Here is a 17,853-nt window from a genome sequence, read left to right as displayed (position 1 = left end):
GCCGGAGACAAGGCTTACTCGTCTCGCGGCAACCGTGCCTACCTGCGCAAACGCCGTATCAAGGCGGTCATCCCGGAGAAGAAGGACCAGGCCGCCAACCGGAAGAAGAAGGGCAGTGGAGGCGGTAGGCCCGTCAGTCACGACACCGGGCTCTACAAGGAACGGAACACCGTCGAGCGGGCGATCAACAGGATGAAAGCATGGCGAGGCATCGCCACCCGCTACGACAAGACCCCGGGGAGCTACCTCGCCGGACTCCACCTCCGGGCCTCCGTGATCTGGATCAAGGACCTCACACGAGCGGCCCCTTGATCACAACCGAATACGCTCCCTAAAGAAGCTGGGTTGATCACTTGCTCGGAGTGGAAGTGATCTCGCAGGCGCTCGTGACGGGATACTTCCTCGGGGTCGGGCCCGGCTCGACACCGACGGAGGCGGAGGAGCACCTCGGAGCCTCTGTACGGCAGCTGCACGGCCGCAGCAAGCCGCACCGGCTGCTGAGGCTCGACTTCGGTCTCGTGGAGACCACGTTCACCGGTGAACCCGACTGGGTGTGCCAGTGGCTGTCTCTGCAAACGCATCGGCTGGCCGGGATGCCCTCCCTAGCTGACGATTGTGCCGAGAGGTTCGGTCTCGAGTTCTCGGAGACGGTCACCTGGGGACAGCTCTCGCCGGAAGTCAGGAACAGCGCTGATCTCGTTGACGTGTCGCCCTATACCGTGCAGTACAGGTTTCCTGCCGTCAAAGCAACGATGCACCTGTCCGAAAATCCGGAGGGCGACGAGCTAGGCCGGGTGATCGAGAGAATCTCGATCGGGGTCTGAGCCAGGGACCGTTGCGTGATCGCGATTCGTCCGGAACATCGTGCTGGTCCGGCCTTGGGGTGGACGTCTCGGTTCGGGCAGGGGGCAAACGCAGTGCAGGCACGGTCTCGGTGATCATGTGAGTGTCGAGGTTCCATGAGTCATCCGCACTGCCATTGACCGTATGCCTGCTGACGGTAACCGTCCGAACTCAGGAAACAAGTGGAAGAGCCGGAGGCAGCAGCTCATGCACGGCGACTCACGGCCTGGGCCGCGGAGCGTCGATGGCTGTCGGCTCGGCGATGCCGGCCACCTCACCGGGGACACCGCCCACGATGCCGTCGACCGCGGTCTCGACCGGCCCGCCGCCGAAGCCGACTTCCGTCCCGCTCTCGGCGTCATTGCCCTCGCTGGCGAGGTCGCCCGCCAGGCTGGCGCCGTCGTGGATGGCCGTCTGGGTCTGATCGGTTGGAACGCCACAGCGCCAGCGTGTGGTCCTTGGGCGGCAAGTAGAGCCACTCGGCGCGCAGCGCCTGAAGCCGATTGGGGCCGGGCGACAGGCCCTGGGTCAGAGCCTTTGGATGTGCCGGTCCAGCAGAGTCCTGATGCGGTCCACGCCCCCCAGTTCTTGCACGCCGCGTTTGGGCAGCACGGTCAGACACGAGACGTTCTTGTCGCCGCTGAGCAGGACGAAGGTGTCAGGGGTCTCGGCGTAACGCGGGGCGGCGGTCCAGTTGAGCTGGCTGGAGCCGCCTGTGTTGCTGACGGTGGCGCCGAAGTCGTCGATTTTGGCGCGGTACGCCCCATTCCGGGACGCGATTTTGTGGAACTGGCGGGCCATGAGCCAGGGCTGTATCACGAACAGCAGCACGACGAGCAGGCCAGCGATCACCAGCGACTGCGTGTCGGGGGTCTCACCTTTCACCAGCGGCACCGCGGACGCTCCGACGAACGCAGCCACGCCGATCAGAGCGAACCGTTGCGTCCGCCGGGCACGGCCCGACGCCTTGGCCCGCGCTTTGAGTGCCTGTCTCATGTCCTCTCGCGTCACCTGGTACTCCAGTTCGACGTACTCCCCCACCGTGGTTTCCGCACGGTCCTCCATGGGCCCTCCCCTTGGTCATCTTCGTGATCGGATCAGGGGAGGATATCTGGCGACCGGGCCGGTGACACGCGCCAATTGGGAACAGGATCAGGTGGACTGCGCCGCAAAGTCCCTGCGCAGCGAGCTGTTCGTCGCAGCCGAAGGCCACGCCGCCCGCGACTGGCGAAGGCCCCTGGCCGCCCTCGGCATCACCGGATGAACCCGGGCAGACCTCGAACATGCAAGGGACCCTGACCCCGCGCCGCTGCACGGACGTGCTCCGGCGGGCCGAACGACACCTAGCGCAACCCGTGGCGCAACAGATAGGCGCAACCCGTGCCGCCCGTGATCCTGTTTCCCGAGGCGGCGCAGGTCACGCGGCCCGGACGGCTTGCCGGGCACGGGCCAGCCGGCGCAGCTCGCAGCGCGGCCGGCACCGAGGGGGCCGTCTGCCAGTAGGGGTGCCACCACAAGCCGCACGGACAGGCGCAGCAGACGGCGGCGCCGGGCGGTGGTGTCGCAGGGGCGGGGTGCGGCGAGCACGGCGTAGGTGGCGTTCCAGGCGGCTTGCGTCTGCACCAGATCGTCGGGAAAGCCGGTCACGTCCATACCGGCATTAGATCGCTTGTTCGAATTTCGTGTCACTTCGGACATGCCCTGCCCAGCGCGCGTGTGTCCTGTGCCACCGAACCTTGAGCGTGTGCCAACGAAGTTTGGGTGGCACCGGGGTTTGGTCGTCAAGGGTGGGGGCCGTAGGGCTTGCGGCTGCACCGGATCCGCGTCACCCTTCAGCTGAGCTGCTCGGCCAGTCCGACGATGATGCCCTCGGGGCCGCGGACGTAGCAGAGCCGGTAGCGATCCTCGTACTGGGCCAACTCGCCGACGAGTTCGGCGCCGCGAGTGCGCAGGCGGGCAACGGCGTCCTCAATGTCGTCGACGGCGAACATGACGCGGTGCGTGCCCAGAATGTTGTGCGGCCTGTTGCACGGCCCGGCGCTGATCGCCGCGGGGCTGCGGTACTTCGCCAGCTCAAGCCGGCTGTGACCGTCCGGGGTCCGGAGCATCGCGATGTCACAGCGGACGCCGTCGAGCCCGGTGCACTGGTCGGCGACGAGACCCTCGACCTCCGCCCTGCCCTCCAGCTCCATACCGAGTTCCACGAAGAACGCGATGGCGGCATCCATGTCCTCGACAACGATGCCGACGTTGTCCATCCGCTGAATCGCCATGCTGGTTTCTCCTTCTTCCGCATGCGGCCGGTGGTGGCCGCTGATGCCCCTGGGACGAAGCCGGTGGCACGTTCTCGACATCCTGCGCCACAAATCTCAGCGAGCGGCCCGCACCACTCAAATTTCGTTGGCACACGCTCAAGGTTCGGTGGCACAGGACACCGTGGTCGGGGTTGCGCCGGGCGTGATCGGCCTCATGGTCGGACCCGTGGCCGCCCCCACCACGGCGGTCCGGCCCGGCGGCGAGGACCAGGCGCTGGAGTTCGTCCGGCTCCAGCGCCTCGACCTCCCACTACACGTGAGCTCGGGGCTGTCGGCGGCAGAGGTCCTCGGACCATTCCCGGAGCCGGTCCTCGAGGACGAGGCTGTCGCCGCGGCTGACGGTCTGGAGCAGCTGGGCGCACACGGTCGCTTCGGCGGCGAGGCCGGCCGGGCTGCCCAGGATGGCGAAGGCGGCGCGGACGCGGGCGGCGATGTTCGGCTGGAGGAGTGTGTAGGCGTAGAGGGTGGCGCAGTCGAAGCCCTGGGAGGCTTGGCCGCCGGGTAATCCCGGCGCATTGCTGCGCCGGGGTCCCCTCAGAACCGTGCGTGCACCTCGTCGATGCACACGGCTCAAGCAAGCCACGAGGGCGCTCATCGGATGGTGCTGTGTCGGATGCGAGCGGCGTGACGCCGTGCGCATTCGGCGTGTACCAAGCGGGTTTGATCGCCTCGCGGCGTCATTCTCCCCGCGTGCCGAAGGTAATCGGCTGAGATCGCCTTGCGAGCGATCACTTGCCACCAGCGTCCCCATTCCAATGGAGACTGCGGTGGCTGGTGGGGAGTCAGGACATTTTCCCCGCACAGCGGGCAGCGTCCCTCCTGCCGGTCGAGCAGGCGGAGGTTGTAGCTGTCAAGTGCGGGTTTGATCCTGCGACGCCGCTTGACCCAGTACTCAGTCAGGGCGGGGTCGTCTGTTGACGCCGCGCCCTTGACCAGGGTGTGTCGGACGATCGGCGTCCAGGACGACTTGACCAGGAAGGTGCCGCTGGCGCGGTCGCCGAAGACCCAGTAGTCGTTCCTGAACTTGTTGTACTTGCCGAAGTACCGTCCGGAGATCCAGTGCTTCGAGTTCTTGGGGCGACGGAAGCAGGCCCACTTGTAGGTCAGCTTCCATATGTGGATGTCGATGTCCTTGAAGACCTCGGCAGCCACCACCCCTCGGTAATAGGAAGCCCAGCCCCGGATGATGGGGTTGAGCTTGACGATAACCGCCTTCTCGTTCGATCCGCGCAAACCATGCATCACTTCCGAGAGCCGTTCCCGATGCCGCTTGACGGCGGCCTTGCTCGGCTTGATCAGCAGCTTGCCCACCGGATAGCGGCGGAGATCGAAGCCCAGGAAGTCGAAGCCGTCTTCAAGGTGGACCACTCGGGTCTTCTCCTCGTTGAAAGCCAAGCCCCTCGGCTTCAGCCACTCGGCAAGCCGTGCCTTGACCTCGCGCGCCTGCTGCTCGGTAAAGCAGCACACGACGAAGTCATCGGCGTATCTGACCAGCACCGTAGAGTCAGGGCGCGTCTGCCCCGCTGCCTTCTGGGACGGGGCAGTCGCGAGCCGGACTCCGGCCGCCTCCTCCAGGCCGTGCAGAGCGACGTTCAACAGCAGAGGGCTGATCACACCCCCTTGCGGGGTGCCCTCCTTGGTCGGGGTCCCCGGCCGTGACGCGGCCAGCATTGCGCTGTGTCGCCTGTCGCACACTCAATAGCGTGTTCGACCGACTGCGCAGCATCAACTTTTGCAGGTTCCGGACTTGCGCCCAGTCCTGCTCCTGAGTCGCCTTGAAAAATCCTGCGCCGCAGTCGCTGTACTTCGATCTCGCAAGCACGCCAATTCACAGCGTCCCAGTCGATCTCATTGCCCTCAGGTCCGTTCACCATAGGTGCCTAACTTGTCCCTCGGTTCCAGTGCCATGACACAAAATCATCAAAGGCTCACCTGTCCACGTCAGCCCGCTTTCGCGTCCGGGCACCAGGCCCGGTATCCGACCGGTTATCTACGGCAGTCGGCGGAGGAGCCGACCACATCGCCGCAGTTTCCCGTCTCCTTTCGGCTGTCGGCGTTCGCTTCTTGGACATCCTGTTCCCGCCCGGGAGTTCAGCTCCCCTTGCGGTCGGCTTACCGCCGCCATCCTTCAGCGACGGACCCGGACGGGGTTTCCACGTTTCGCACACATGAGATGCGACCGGGGTCGGGTGCCCTCTGTACCCCGAGGTCAGCGGTACTCACACGACCAGTAGTTGGCCCCTGGTCGCCGCCTGCCGCTCCTCCACGGCGTAGACCATGCACCTCGGAATTGCTTCCATCCATCCGAGGTTTCTGGGCAACGAGGCATCATCGAGGGTTCACTGATGTTCACCCGCCCGGCCTTCCCCTCCTCCGCTCCCCGGATGGATCGGGGCGCGGTTCGCATGTTCCCTGAGCTTCGACCCCCGGGATTACTCCCAGCGCACGTCAGGGCGGGGACGGGCATCGAGTACTAGCCCGAGATCACGGAGCAGGCATACGCCCACCCTCCATTCCCGTGATCCGCTCATGTTGTGCGACCTCGTGTCGCAACCATCCTTCCCGGTCGAGCAGCATCAGGGGTGATGTGGTGAGGTTCGCCCAGTGCAGGTCGGCGTGGGCTGTGGTCCAGTAGGTCACGGCCGGGGCGGGGATGCCCACGAACTCGGGGATGGCACGGTTCATGTATTGCTCGCGCACGGCGACGAGGTCGGTGCTGGTAGCTGAGAGTTTCTCCAGCGTCCTGGCGAGCGCTTCCCACCAGGAGTCGGGCAACTGAAGGATGTGCGGGCGAAGGATGGGCAAGAGGCAGCGGGACTGCGTCTGTTGCGGGGCGCCGGTCGGCTTCATCGACCGGCAGCACTGCTGCCGCTGCACCGCCCGGATGAAGGACGAAGCCGCCCGCGCGTCCTGTCCTGCCTGCGGGAGGTCACGCGTCCTGCAGGCCGACACCGGACGGTGCATCACCTGCTCGCGGACCTGCGCGGGCTGCGGCCGCCCGGTCCGCTCGCCGACCGCCAGCCATTGCGGGATCTGCCGACGCGAAGCCGGCCGGCAGGCCGCCAAGCGGGTCTGCCCTCGCTGCCAGCGGCCCGGCTTCCTGCAGACCGGCACCGGATGGTGCGGCTACTGCTCTCGCCAACGGCAGACCAAACAGCCGCCGCGGCAGTGCGTCGGCTGCGGCCAAGTACGGCGCCATGCCGGGCTCGGGCTCTGCTCGGCCTGCTGGCAGAAACATCCCGCCCGACCCTTCATCACCGCCGAGAACCTGGCCGCACGGCTCGCCGAGCCCGTGCCCTGGCTGGGTGACTACGCCGGTCATCTCGCCGAACGGCACTGCGTGAGCCGCGCCTGCATCATGATCAGCACCCTGGGCAGACTGCTGAACGACGAACAGCCCAACCACCCCCAGGCCTTGTTGGACCGAGCTCGCCGCCCCGGCCGGTCCATGGGCTCCCTCGCCCGCGCACTTGAAGGCTTCTTCACCCAGCGCGGCCTCGCCCTTCCCACCGACCAAGCGCAACGGCTCGCCGCCGGACGCCGACGACGACGCATCGACGCCATCCCGCTCCCGTTGCGACCGCCGGTGCAGGCGTTCGCCGAGTCGATGCTGCGAGCACGCGAGCGCGCCCTGAAAGCCGGCGCCCTGCCCCTCACCGACAGCACCATCGAGGCGGCCCTGGCCATCGTCCGCGACCTCGCCCGCTTCCTGGCCGACACGCGCAACAAACAGGACTGGGCCCTGACCAACGTCCACGACGTCGAAGCCTTCCTGGCGACCATGCCCAAGGGCCGTCAACGTCGACTGACCGTGCTGCGGCAGTACTTTCGTTTCGCCCGCTCCCGCAAGATCGTGCTCATCGGCCCCACCCGAGGAGTGAAGGCCAAAGGCCCATCGGGCTTCAGCGGCACCACCATCGCCGTCGAACAGCAGCGACAACTGTTCCGCCGCTGGACCACTGGCACCGACGCGCATCCGCACGAGGCACTGCTCGGAATCCTGACCCTCCTCCACGCGGCCTCCAGTAGCGAGGTCCGACTCTTTCGCGTGGACGACCTCAACTCCATCAACCACACCATCCGCCTGGGCAAACGGCCGCATCCGGTGTCCATGGACCCGGCCAGCTGGACAGCACTCGAACGCTGCCTGGCCCCTCGCGCGGATCAGCACACCGACAACCCCCACGTGATCGTCACCCGGATCACCAAGACCGGCCGGGAACCAGCCTCGACCGCCTACGTCAGCCACCTCCTGCACCCCTGCGGCATCCCACCCCGAACCCTGCGGAGCAGCCGACTCGCCGACCTGGTGAACACTCTCGACCCCAAGCTCGTCGCCGCAGCCCTCGGCATGGTCCCCGAAGGCGTCATGATCTACCTTGCCGACCACGTCGACGAGCAGCGATTGCCACAATCCCCGAACAGCTGATGAAGGAACAACCCATGAGTACCCCACCGTCCGACAACGACCTCTGGCAGGTATTCGTCGAGGCGAAGCAGGAAATGCACCGTCGCCAAGCCAACTTCTATCAGCACGCTCAGGACAGGCCCGAGGTCCTCAAAGCCGCACTGGCTGGAGGAGCAGGGGCGTGGGATCAGGGCGCTGCCCTCGACTTCCTCGCGGCACTCTCTGCCGACGGGCCAACTCTCCTCCCAGAGCTTGTGGGCTGGTCCACGTCTCACCGATGGGCCCTTGCCGCTCGACAGGCCATCGACCAAATCCCGCGTCACCAGCTGCTGCCTCTGCTCGAACCGCTCATTCTGGACCAACTCGACACGGCCGACGATGACGAATACCGGCGTTTCGCCGAACTCCTTGCTCATGTCGAGGCATGGGAGCTACTCGGCCAGCTCGTAGCCCGCGCGCTGACCACCAATGACCCTCACACACACGAAGTGGCCGAGGACTTCACGGAATCGTACGGCCCGATGTGGCTCTCCAAGCGGAACCTGTGAGGTTTCGGCGCCACCTCGCACACGTTCGCCGGAACATGTGCGCTTTGCCAGCATGCGGTGTCGATGGCGGCGTCGGCTGCCTGTTCGGTCAAGCCTCGCTGGCGGGGCAGGGTCACTGTGCTTCTCCCTCTCGGTGGTCACCGCCGCTGGCGCGACGACGTCGGAGCAACTGGTCATAGGGGGTCACCGAGGGCAGCAGCCTGGTGTCCGGCGGGAGATGGAACAGCTACCGGACCGCTGCCGGAGCGCGGGTATCCCGGACGGTCTGGTGTTCGCGACCAAGCCCCAACTCGCCGCGCGCATGGTCCTCCGGGCCCTGGACGCGGGATACCCCCGCGCGCTGGGTTGCGGGCGACGAGGTCTACGGCGACAACCCTCACCTGCGGGCCGCCCTGGAAGACCGCCGGACTGGCTACGTCCTGGCCGTCTCCAGCACCCACCCCGTCGTCACGCGAGCCTGGAAGTTCCAGGCGAAGGCCCTGGCCGCGCGGATCCCGAAGCGGGCCTGGCAGCGGCTGTCGGCCGGAGCGGGCGCGAAGGGCGAGCGGTACTACGACTGGGCACAGATCGACATCCACAACCCAATTGATCGCGTCGGCCAGTGGTGCCTGCTGGTCCGCCGCAACCGCCGCACCGGCGAACTCGCCTTCTACCGCTGCTTCTCGTCCTGCCCGATGCCGATGTCCGAGCTGGTGCGGGTGGCCGGGCGGCGCTAGGCCGTGTATCGAAAGTGGATCTTGGGCTGTGAATGATCACGATGCATGGGGCGGGGAGATCTCACGGACGAGCAGTGGGCGGTGCTGGAGCCGTTGTTGCCGAAGGGGGCCAGGGAGGGGCGGCCGCCCGTCCGGTCTCGGCGGCGGTTGATCGACGGCGTACGGTTCCGGGTCCGTGCCGGTGTTCCGTGGCGTGATGTACCTGTCGAGTACGGGCCTTGGGGCCGGGTCTACGGCCTGTTCCGCCGATGGCAGCGGCACGGCACCTGGCGCCGGATCCTCACCGGGCTCCGGTCTCTGGCTGATGCGAAGGGTGCGATCACGTGGGACCTGAGCGTCGACTCCACGGTCTGCCGCGCCCACCAGCATGCGGCCGGAGCCCGTAAGCAAGGCGATCTGCAGAAGGAACCACCAGGTGGTGTGTTCATCGTGGCGCGGGCCGCCGTGACCCGCAGCATCCGGGGCACCGACCATGCCGAGGGCACGGCGGCCCTGTCCGCCGGATACCGGGCGGAGGCCGTGCACGGATACCTCTCCCTGGTCGCCGAGCCGGGCACCAGGGCGCTGTACCAGTGCCGTGCGGGCGGGGACGACTTCACCTCGCTCGACTCCGCGTGCGAAGGCCAGACCGTGCAGCGCACCCTGGGCTACCTCTGGAGCGAGCCGCCCGCCGGCCGGCCCAGCACACCGGTGTACCGCTGCAACACCGGCGGCGGGGACCACTTCGACTCGCTACGCGAGGACTGCGAGGGGCAGCACGCCGAAGGGATCCAGGGATACCTGCTGACCACGCCCTGATCCGGCCCGCCCGCACTCGCTCCCCGGCCGAAACCCGTCCCGCACCCGGACCGTCACTGCATGTGTCCGACACCGACCGCCCGTCGTAAGGCGAGGAGACCGCGACGAGAAGTGGGGCACCCGCCCGGTGGACCTGGCCGGCCGTTCTGTGCGCGCTCGTCCTGCTGCTCGCCCCGGGCACCGGGGCGGCGGCGGCCGAGCCGCACTCCCCTCCGGCACCACTCGCCTACCCCGAGCGGGGTGCTACCGGATCAAGGCCGTCCAGCCCGACGACTGGCCGGACAAGGACGAGATCGCGGGCAACAACACCGGCGGCGTCGCCATGAACCTGGTCTGGGCGCAGTGGCAGCCCACCGTGCAGCCCATGCCGTGCTCGGCCGGCCAACAGCAGTACGACGGGCAGTGCTTCACCGTGCCCGCGCACCTGGACGCCGACATCCGCGACTGGACCGAGCGCGGTCTCGTCGTCACCGGCGTCGTCTACGGAACACCGGCCTGGGCCCGGACCGGCAGGACGTGTGTGCCCTCCGCCCCGGGCATGGAGATCTTCTGCGCCCCGGACCGCGCGAGCGACTACGCCCGCTTCGCCGGCATGCTCGCCCAGCGGTACGACGGACTGCACGGTCACGGCCGGGTCGCCGACTTCGTCATCGGCAACGAGGTCAACACCAACACCTGGTTCAACATCGGCTGTGGCCACGGCACTTCGTGCGGCACCACCGCGTGGCTCGACGAGATCGCCGCCCTCTACGACACGGCCTACGACCGGGTCACCGGCGAACAGCCCACCGCCCGCACCTATCTGTCGCTCGACCACTCCTTCGGCAGCGCGCTGGACGCCCCCGCCGCGACGGAACCCGTCCTGTCCGGCATGACCGTGCTGCGCGGCCTGGCCGCCCGCGCCGGAACCCGCCGCTGGCGGGTGGCCATGCACCCCTATCCACGTGGCCTGCGCAGTCCGGTGTTCGGTCCGGACGACACGCCGTACGTGACGTACGGCACGCTCGGTCATCTCGTGGGCTGGCTGCGCCAGAACTTCCCGGCGAACACCGAGGCCTGGTCGGACGTGCAGCTGACCGAGAGCGGCATCACCTCGGCGGGATCCTCCTCGCCGGAGCGGCAGGCGCAGGCCGTGTGCGAAACCTTCCAGGACGTACTCGGCGCACCGGCAACACCAACTACGTCTACCACCGCATGCTCGGCAATCCCACGGAGGCCGCTGCCGGACTCGCCCTCGGGCTGCGCGCCCCCGACGGCAGCGCGAAGCCCGCGTGGCGGACCTGGGCCCTGGCCCACCGCGCCGACCTGACGCCCGCACAGTTGTCCTGCGGCTTCGAGGACCTGCCGTACACGCGTCTGGTCCGCGCTTACTCCCCGCCCCGCGGCCACTGGGCCTCGACCCGCGGGCTGCCCGCCGGGTTCACCGCCGAGAACGCCTGGCGGCTGCTGCGCCACGAGGCGTCCGGCACCCGTCCGCTCTTCGAGTGCCGGGTCGGCGGCCACGACATGGTCAGCACGGAGCCGGGCTGCGAGGGCCAGGAGCCGCTCGGCCCGCTCGGCTTCGCCGCGACCGCTGCCGCGCCGGGCACCGTCGCCCTCTACCGGTGCCAGGTCCCTTCCACCGGGGACCACTTCGTCTCCGAGCAGCTCACGTGTGAGGGCCAGCGGACCGAGGGCCTGCTCGGGTACGCCTGGCGGACCTGAGAACGAGACGGCGGCCCCGCGGCTGGAACCGGCGTCGGCGAGGGGGGGGTGACGTGCCATCAGGGTGGCGTCAGCGCCTTCGGCCGGCCCAGATCCCGTACCCGATCCTCCACCAGGGGCGGACCGGCTGCCGGTGGGCCTGCCTTCCGCACGACCTGCCGCCGAAGAGCGCGGCGTACTCCTGCTTCGCCGCCTGGCCCGACGACGGACCGACCAGGTCTTCCATGAACTTCTGCGTTGCCAGGTCCCTGAACGCGTCCGTCCGTCGGAGGACCCTGGTGGTGCTGCATACCCCCGGGTGTCCAGGTGACTGCCCGGGCCCCCGCCTCCACGACCCGGCCACGACCCGGCCGAACGGTGCCAGGCACGCGCGTCCTGGCCGTGGACGTCCGCGGCCGGGTCGTCGCAGTCGTCGTCCTCGCCGCGGACACCCACGGCAACACCGCGGGCAGCATCCTGCTGGACCAGGCAAGCCCGGGACCAGAGGTTTCACTCCCATCCCGAAGCGCTGGGCGGTCGAACGGACCTACGGCTGGCTCATGCTCCACCGCCGCCTCGCCCGCGACTACGAAACCTTGCCCACCCGATCCGAAGTCGTGATCCACCTCGCCATGACCGACCTCATGGCTCGCCGCCTCACCAGCGAGAGCATCACCTCCTGGCGCGACCCGACATCACAGACCGAATAGCCGCTTCCGGGATAAAACATCGGGCGAAAACGACCTCTCAGGAGTTCTGCTGCGCTCGGAAGACCATGAGTGCCAGCTGGACTCGGTTGTCCAAGCCGGTCTTGGTGAGTGCGCGGGAGATGTGCGTCTTGACTGTGCCTTCGCTCATGAAGAGTGCCTTCGCGATGGTCGCGTTGGAAGCGCCTTCAGCGACAGCCTCGGCGACGGCGCGCTCCCGATCGGTGAGCGCCTCCAGTGCCTGCTGGGCTTTGGCGCTGGTGGAGTCCTCGGCTGTGCGAGTGTGGCGTGCCACGAGTTGGCGGGTGATCGTTGCCGAGAACGCGGATTCGCCTGATGCGGCAAGGTGAATCGCGTGGCAGAGCTCTTGCGGCGCGACATCCTTGAGCAGATATCCGCTCGCGCCGGCCTGCAACGCGTCGAGGACGTGTGTGTCCAGGTGGAAGGTGGTCAGCATCAGCACCGCGACCGACGGCACCGCCGCTCGGACACGGCGGGTGGCCTCGACGCCGTTCATCTCCGGCATCTGCAGGTCCATCAGCACGACATCGGGACGGTGCCGCGTGGCCGCGACGACGGCCTCGGCTCCGCCGGATGCCTCGGCGACGATCGTGATGGTGGGGTCCACCGACAGGACCATCGACAGCCCGGCGCGGACCATCGCGTCGTCGTCGACGATGAGCACCGACGTGGGTGCGCCGGGGGCGCTGCTGGAACGTGGAGAGCTGGTCATCGCAGGGGCACTCGCGCAGTCAGTCGGAACTCGTGGGTGTTCTCACCGCGGTCGACGACCTCGTGTTCGACTACGCCTCCCACGGTGGCGATCCGTTCGACGAGACCGCTCAGGCCGACGCCGGTTCCGGGCAACGCTGACTCGGTTTCTTCGATCGGGTTGGTGATCGTGACGAGGGCATCGCTGCCCTCGCGGCGGACATTCACCGTCACCAGTGCGCCGGGGGCGTGCTTGCGCGCGTTGGTCAGCCCCTCTTGCACGACGCGGTACACGTGCTCGGCGCTCGGAAGTTCCCGCAGCGCGGCTGTGCTGCTGGTGCTGCCGCTGTTGTCGGGCAGATCAAGGTGCGCGACGATCAACTGACCGGCTTGTCTGGCTTCGTCGATCAGTCCCGCAACGGTGTGCTCGTGCTCGGCAGTTTGCGTTGTCACGACGGTGCCGTCGCGGAGCATCCCGATCACCGTGCGCAACTCGTCGAGCGCACTGATCGCGGTCGTGCGAATCGTCGCGGCTGTCGTGCCGACATTCTTGGCGTTGTCCCCGGCGACCGCGAGCCCGCCGGCATACAGCGCGATCAGCGAGATGTAGTGTGCGACCGAGTCGTGCATGTCCCGGGCGATTCTGGCGCGCTCGGCCATCTGGATCTGTTCCGCACGCTGCTCCCGCTCGCGCTCGATACGGGCCGCTCGGTCCCGGTAGACCGCAACCAGGTCCTGCTGCTTCTGCTGCAGTGCGCCCCAGGCCACGACGGCGAGTGCGATCGCGGTGTTGACCACCACGGTGAGGCTCAGCGCGGAGTTGGCCGGATACAACAGCCAGAAGACCAGGGCGCCGGCGATGTCGGCCAACGCCACCACGAACGCCTGCTCGATGCCCCGGCTGCGTGCCACGGCGAACAGGGCCACGTAGTTGGCCACGCCGGCGGTGGCGCAGAACGCCCCGGCGACCGCCAGCACCAGGCCGACCACGACCGGAGCACGGTAACGGACCAGCAGGACGAGACTTGCGACGGCGCCCACGGAGATGTCGAGGACGCGCCACCCGCCTCCCGGGCGTTGCTCGAGGACCAGGAACAGCATGGCGAGTCCACCGGCGAACGAGGAGAGAACAAGCAACGCCGACCGGCCGCGCTCGATCCACGGCCCTCGACGCACCGGTATCTCGTCGTTGCGGCCGCCGACGACGGCGAGGGGAGGAGACATCACCGAACCACCCTAGACCGGCGGCCTCGACGAGGCAGTCAACGAAAGTCGTAGAAACTGTCGGCCGTTCGTGGACGGGATCGGTCCGATCGGCAGACGTCCGGCACATCGGCCGGCCGACATGGTTGAGGACATGAACACCACACGTCCTCGCCGACACCTGATGACGCTGCTCGGGCTCGACCCGACCGATCAGCGCTCCACGACCCGGATCCGCTTCGCCGTCACCACGGTGGCCGCCTTCGCGACCGCCGTCCAGATCATCGTTTGGTTGCTGATGGGCATCTTCCGCACTGACCTCGACGGTCCGTGGTGGCTGTGGACGCCCGGCAGCGCCCTTCTCATCAACGCTGCACTGCTGTCCGTGGACCACGTCCGCGACCAGTGGCTACGCACCGGTTCCTCGCACCGCCTCCAGACCGGATACCTCCGTACCGACGACGTCACCCGGGAGTCACTGTGACCACGCCATCGTCCACGCAGAACCTGTCTGCCTCGTCTCGTCACGCAGCCGACGCATCGGACCCGTCCACCACCACCTTCGCCGGCCGGGCGGGGATGGCAGTGGGTGCCCTCTCGGTGCCGATGGTGGCCTTGTACTTCGTCTACTCCGGACCACCTCCGGAGTGGAACGTCCTGACGCGTAGCCTGCTGACGCTGGTGATCATGGCTGTGCTGACGGCGTTCGGGGTCGCTCTGGCACCTCTGCTTCCCAGGGACGACACGGGCCGGCGCGCCATCGTCGGTCAGCTCACCATCGTGTCGCTGCTCACCTACGTCGCGGTGATCCTCTTCGCCACCTCGCTGGAGGCCGGTACTCCCCTGGCCTTCCCGGATCGGGGGATGGACCCGACCACGGACGGCCCTCTGGCGGCCGCCATGGCACTGGCTCATGGTCCGATCGCACACCTGTGGATCGCGATGTTCTTCCTCGGGTTCGCCCGTGCCGCGCAGCGGTTCACGGCAGCCGCGTCGCCGGTGGTGCCACGGTGGACCCTGCGCGGTTCCATCGTCGCCGGAGTCATCAACCTGCTGGCCATCCCGTCGCTCTACTTCGGCATGGACGCCACCCACTTCTACGCCGTCAACGGGTGGGGTGCGGATGCCCTCGTCGGTCTGATCACTCTCGTCTGGGTCGGCTTCACCGGTCTGGGCATCCACCGGGCCGGCAAGAAGCGGGCACGCATGCTGACTTGACGGGCCGGGCTGACCTCCGCCTGGCACGAACCGCCCGCGAAAGAGAACCCCCGGTGTGTTCCGGAGAGGCCTTGGAGCCCTTCCTCTCACCGGGGGTCCTCGCCGTCTCCGCGTTGGCCCTGTGGCGGCTGAGAGCCCATCTCGTTCGGTTGGCGCGGTCCTGCTCCTGCTGCCGACCGTTCTCCAGGGCGTAGGCGACTTCGTTACCCGAGTGTCCACCGTCTCCCAGGCCCAGACCGCGGCAATGCAACGACGGCACACGGACCGGCTCCTGCAAAGAACAGCGCCACCGCGCTAACCCACCTCGAACGCATGCAATGGGCTGTCAGGCATACGTCCGGGCCGGCGGCCCGCTCCCCCAGGCCACGGGGCAGCTCATCGTGCAGGGCGAAGACCTCGAAGCGGGGGCGGCGGCGCAGCGTGCCGGGTGGGAGGCTCCGGCCCGCATAGCAATACCTCCTTGAGTCCCTGGGCCTGGAGCCCGCTCCCGCCGGGGTCGAGGCGGCGGCGCGGCCGGTGGGGCGGCGGGAGGCCGCGCGGGCGGTCAACCTGGCCGCCGCCCGGCAGTACAGCGAGCGGGAGGGGCACCTGCGGGTGCCGCGCGAGCACGTGGAGGTACCGGACGGGACGGAGATCAAGCTGGGTGCCGTGGTCGACAACAAGCGGCGCCGGGCGGACAAGCTGTCCGATGAGCAGCGCGCCGAGTGGACCGCCCTCGGGATGCGCTGGTAGGTGAGGGAGAGCCGATAGCGTCACGTGCAGGCGTCACACGGTGACGCCTGCTGAACGCGAACGCTGCCGCCGGCGCCAGGCCCGGATACGGCAGCGCGGCGAGCAGTAACGGCTGTCGGACCGTTTCCGGGTCCCCATCGGTGTGTCGCTGGCGTACCAGGTGGCTTCGCACTCCGGGCAGCGGAAGCGGGGCCAGGGGTGCGGGCGCCCTTCCAGCAGGGCCGTGTACGCCTCGCCCGCGGCGTCGATGGCAGCCCAGCGGGCCCGCTGCACCCGCCAGGCCCGGGTCCGGCACTGCACGCCGCAGTACGGCCGCGAGCGCCGGCTCCCTGTCGGCAGCTCAGCCCCGCACAGGGCACACCGCCGCACCGCCTGCCTTGCCATACCCCCAGGATCCCCCGCCAGGCGGCGCCCGGCAGGCTCGCCACGAGGCATCCGTGCGGTCCCGGCCACCGCCTGGTGGCCGGGGCCGCCCCTCTTCCGGTGAGGGTGAGCCGGTGGTCTACGGGCGCGGGTGGTCCCGGACGGTCTCCTGTGCCCGGGTCACGACCTTGGCGAGCAGGTCATCGGCTTCCGCCGGAGTGCACTGGCGTTCCTGGACCACGACCAGGCCCGTGGTGCCGTCCGCTCCCACCGCCATGGTCACGCGCGGGTCAGCGGCGCCCGGGCGGCTCAGGGCGTGGCGGCCCTGGTGAACGACCTGCCCGTCGCGCAGGACAGCGAGACGGTCGGGGCCGGCCTCCACCCAGGGCGTCTCGAACGGGTCACCGCCGCACAGCTCAGGCGAGCCGGCGAACCATCCAGCCAGCGCATCGTCCGGGGCGGTGTGGTCGACGAGGCGCAGCGCCCAGCCGCCGGCGCCGTCCTGCACCTCGTAGGTCTCCGTCCAGCGGGGGTCACGGTCGGTCGCTTCGTAGGTGACCACCAGACGGTCACCGGCCCGTGCCGGGTACCACGGCGCACCGGTCAAGGCGCCGTGCCCGCTGAGCAGTGCGTCCACCTCCCCTGCCAGGTCCCACGCCGGTGCTTGGCGGCCTCGGCCCTGCTACGCGGCGATTCAGGCACGGAACGGCTCCCCTCTCGTGTGCCGGACCCTGCCGGTCCGGCGAGAACGGCACGAACCCTGACAGACCATCACGAGATATGTCCATCCGCCCTGTTCTGGGCGGGTTTGGGGTGTAGGTCGCGGCTCTCTTAAGACAGACGATCTGTCAGCGCTGTGCCAAAGGTTGGGGTGGGGCACACTCGGGTCATGACCCATGATGAGGCAGTGGACCGCCTGTGGCGTGAACGTGAGGCCATCATCCAGGAGGGGCACAAGAGGGCGCGGGACGCCCTTGATTCGTGGCCTGACGACGGGAGCCACGAGGCGATGAGGGGTTGGATCCACGCCAGGAGGGAGCTGGACACCCTCCGCTACAAGGCGATGACGGGCGAGCAGCTACCGTCAGACCTCGACGGGGCCACTGCCAGGATCATGGGGGAGCAGCGTGCGGAGATCGTACGTGAGTACCTGGAGATGCTGAGAGTCCGTCTCGTCGGCTACCCCGTTCCCTCCCGTGTGCCGCCCCCGGGGTGGCGCCCCGTGGTCTCAGTGGATAAGGACGACGTAGACGAGGAATGGGAAGAGAAAGAAGAGGAGGGTTGCTACCGGCCTGCTGCCCGCGAGGCATGGGACGACGATGACTATCTCATCGAGAGTGCCGACGATGCGCTGAAGCGTCAGTCGCAAGGCGGGATCATCAATGAGATCCTCGCGGGCGGATCCGTGGCCGCCTCGTTCACCGCTGGTGCTGCTGTGGTCAAGGCCAAGCTGGAAGCCACAACCCAGCGCGAGAAGAACAAGCTGGATGCTGAGACGGAGCGGCTCAGGATCGGGAGCCTCCCCCTGAGTGGTGGACACGCTGATACTGGATCTGCTTGATCCGGAGAAAGCGAGACCACCGCCGATGGCGATGAAGGACTACTCGG

21 protein-coding genes and 3 pseudogenes are annotated in these 17,853 nt (G+C 68.3%); 15 read left to right on the top strand and 9 right to left on the bottom strand.

What is annotated here, in order from left to right:
- Together ACFC02_RS36255 and ACFC02_RS36250 are read left to right on the top strand one after the other, a co-directional pair.
- Window positions 1–312 (top strand): transposase (locus ACFC02_RS36255; protein ID WP_376366432.1); only part of this gene is annotated, 312 nt, incomplete at its 5' end.
- 50 nt (window positions 313–362) lie between these two features.
- Window positions 363–824 (top strand): hypothetical protein, encoded by a 462-nt coding sequence (locus ACFC02_RS36250; protein ID WP_376366430.1) that lies wholly within the window; start codon window positions 363–365, stop codon window positions 822–824.
- Window positions 825–1,371: 547 nt separating this feature from the next.
- Here ACFC02_RS36250 and ACFC02_RS36245 read toward each other — a convergent pair.
- The 3 genes and pseudogenes from ACFC02_RS36245 to ACFC02_RS36235 all read right to left on the bottom strand — a co-directional run bounded on the left by ACFC02_RS36245 (window position 1,372) and on the right by ACFC02_RS36235 (window position 3,116).
- A complete protein-coding gene (locus tag ACFC02_RS36245) occupies window positions 1,372–1,908 on the bottom strand; it encodes a YcxB family protein (protein WP_376366428.1) in 537 nt (178 codons plus the stop codon).
- A 352-nt stretch (window positions 1,909–2,260) separates the two neighbouring features.
- Window positions 2,261–2,496, bottom strand: a pseudogene (locus ACFC02_RS36240) (hypothetical protein).
- Between the two features lie 179 nt (window positions 2,497–2,675).
- Window positions 2,676–3,116, bottom strand: coding sequence for a VOC family protein (locus tag ACFC02_RS36235; RefSeq protein WP_376366426.1), 441 nt, complete (start codon window positions 3,114–3,116; stop codon window positions 2,676–2,678).
- A 148-nt stretch (window positions 3,117–3,264) separates the two neighbouring features.
- On the opposite strand from ACFC02_RS36235, the gene ACFC02_RS36230 reads away from it, so the two are divergent.
- On the top strand, window positions 3,265–3,663 hold the full coding sequence (locus ACFC02_RS36230) for a hypothetical protein (RefSeq protein ID WP_376366424.1): 399 nt from the start codon (window positions 3,265–3,267) through the stop codon (window positions 3,661–3,663).
- Window positions 3,664–3,749: 86 nt separating this feature from the next.
- On the opposite strand, the gene ACFC02_RS36225 is transcribed toward ACFC02_RS36230, so the two are convergent.
- The 3 genes from ACFC02_RS36225 to ACFC02_RS36215 all read right to left on the bottom strand — a co-directional run bounded on the left by ACFC02_RS36225 (window position 3,750) and on the right by ACFC02_RS36215 (window position 6,272).
- Window positions 3,750–4,769, bottom strand: coding sequence for a group II intron maturase-specific domain-containing protein (locus ACFC02_RS36225; RefSeq protein WP_376366436.1), 1,020 nt, complete (start codon window positions 4,767–4,769; stop codon window positions 3,750–3,752).
- Window positions 4,663–4,884, bottom strand: a complete 222-nt coding sequence (locus tag ACFC02_RS36220; protein ID WP_376366434.1) for a hypothetical protein — start codon at window positions 4,882–4,884, stop codon at window positions 4,663–4,665. Before ACFC02_RS36220 ends, ACFC02_RS36225 begins: the two co-directional genes overlap by 107 nt.
- 758 nt (window positions 4,885–5,642) lie before the next feature.
- Window positions 5,643–6,272, bottom strand: a complete 630-nt coding sequence (locus tag ACFC02_RS36215; protein ID WP_376366422.1) for a hypothetical protein — start codon at window positions 6,270–6,272, stop codon at window positions 5,643–5,645.
- 178 nt (window positions 6,273–6,450) lie between these two features.
- Between ACFC02_RS36215 and ACFC02_RS36210 the strand changes: the two genes are divergently transcribed.
- From ACFC02_RS36210 to ACFC02_RS36175, 8 genes and pseudogenes are all read left to right on the top strand, one after another.
- On the top strand, window positions 6,451–7,587 hold the full coding sequence (locus ACFC02_RS36210; protein WP_376366420.1) for an integrase: 1,137 nt from the start codon (window positions 6,451–6,453) through the stop codon (window positions 7,585–7,587).
- 14 nt (window positions 7,588–7,601) lie between these two features.
- Window positions 7,602–8,114, top strand: coding sequence for a hypothetical protein (locus ACFC02_RS36205; protein ID WP_376366418.1), 513 nt, complete (start codon window positions 7,602–7,604; stop codon window positions 8,112–8,114).
- A 203-nt stretch (window positions 8,115–8,317) separates the two neighbouring features.
- Entirely contained in the window at window positions 8,318–8,830 is a 513-nt protein-coding gene (locus ACFC02_RS36200; protein ID WP_376366416.1) for a hypothetical protein, read from the top strand.
- A gap of 45 nt (window positions 8,831–8,875) precedes the next feature.
- Window positions 8,876–9,217 (top strand): annotated as a pseudogene (locus tag ACFC02_RS36195) (IS5 family transposase); the annotation flags it as partial.
- A 33-nt stretch (window positions 9,218–9,250) separates the two neighbouring features.
- Window positions 9,251–9,628: a hypothetical protein gene (locus tag ACFC02_RS36190; protein ID WP_376366438.1), complete on the top strand. Its 378-nt coding sequence runs from the start codon at window positions 9,251–9,253 to the stop codon at window positions 9,626–9,628.
- 148 nt (window positions 9,629–9,776) lie between these two features.
- Window positions 9,777–10,937 (top strand): DUF5722 domain-containing protein, encoded by a 1,161-nt coding sequence (locus tag ACFC02_RS36185; RefSeq protein WP_376366414.1) that lies wholly within the window; start codon window positions 9,777–9,779, stop codon window positions 10,935–10,937.
- Window positions 10,823–11,332, top strand: a complete 510-nt coding sequence (locus ACFC02_RS36180; RefSeq protein WP_376366412.1) for a hypothetical protein — start codon at window positions 10,823–10,825, stop codon at window positions 11,330–11,332. The genes ACFC02_RS36185 and ACFC02_RS36180 overlap by 115 nt, the downstream gene beginning before the upstream one ends.
- Before the next feature lie 224 nt (window positions 11,333–11,556).
- Window positions 11,557–11,889: pseudogene (locus ACFC02_RS36175) on the top strand (hypothetical protein); the annotation flags it as partial.
- Window positions 11,890–12,058: 169 nt separating this feature from the next.
- Here ACFC02_RS36175 and ACFC02_RS36170 read toward each other — a convergent pair.
- On the bottom strand, window positions 12,059–12,751 hold the full coding sequence (locus tag ACFC02_RS36170; protein WP_376366410.1) for a response regulator: 693 nt from the start codon (window positions 12,749–12,751) through the stop codon (window positions 12,059–12,061).
- Complete coding sequence (locus ACFC02_RS36165; protein WP_376366408.1) at window positions 12,748–13,953, bottom strand: sensor histidine kinase; 1,206 nt, start codon at window positions 13,951–13,953, stop codon at window positions 12,748–12,750. The genes ACFC02_RS36170 and ACFC02_RS36165 overlap by 4 nt, the downstream gene beginning before the upstream one ends.
- Window positions 13,954–14,086: 133 nt before the next feature.
- Between ACFC02_RS36165 and ACFC02_RS36160 the strand changes: the two genes are divergently transcribed.
- The 3 genes from ACFC02_RS36160 (at window position 14,087) to ACFC02_RS36150 (ending at window position 15,882) form a co-directional block, all read left to right on the top strand.
- Window positions 14,087–14,416, top strand: a complete 330-nt coding sequence (locus tag ACFC02_RS36160) for a hypothetical protein (protein ID WP_360979318.1) — start codon at window positions 14,087–14,089, stop codon at window positions 14,414–14,416.
- Between the two features lie 122 nt (window positions 14,417–14,538).
- Entirely contained in the window at window positions 14,539–15,150 is a 612-nt protein-coding gene (locus ACFC02_RS36155; protein ID WP_376366406.1) for a hypothetical protein, read from the top strand.
- Window positions 15,151–15,666: 516 nt separating this feature from the next.
- Window positions 15,667–15,882 (top strand): helicase associated domain-containing protein, encoded by a 216-nt coding sequence (locus ACFC02_RS36150; protein WP_376366404.1) that lies wholly within the window; start codon window positions 15,667–15,669, stop codon window positions 15,880–15,882.
- Between the two features lie 502 nt (window positions 15,883–16,384).
- On the opposite strand, the gene ACFC02_RS36145 is transcribed toward ACFC02_RS36150, so the two are convergent.
- On the bottom strand, window positions 16,385–16,882 hold the full coding sequence (locus ACFC02_RS36145; protein WP_376366402.1) for a hypothetical protein: 498 nt from the start codon (window positions 16,880–16,882) through the stop codon (window positions 16,385–16,387).
- Window positions 16,883–17,134: 252 nt separating this feature from the next.
- Here ACFC02_RS36145 and ACFC02_RS36140 point away from each other — a divergent pair, with 252 nt between their 5' ends.
- The gene (locus tag ACFC02_RS36140; RefSeq protein ID WP_376366400.1) at window positions 17,135–17,806 is read left to right on the top strand and encodes a hypothetical protein; all 672 of its coding nucleotides are present in this window, start codon (window positions 17,135–17,137) and stop codon (window positions 17,804–17,806) included.
- Window positions 17,807–17,853 lie beyond the last annotated feature (47 nt).

The organism is Streptomyces sp. NPDC056160, from assembly GCF_042268205.1.
Classification (GTDB): Bacteria; Actinomycetota; Actinomycetes; order Streptomycetales; family Streptomycetaceae; genus Streptomyces.
This window is presented reverse-complemented; position numbering and strand designations above follow the sequence as displayed.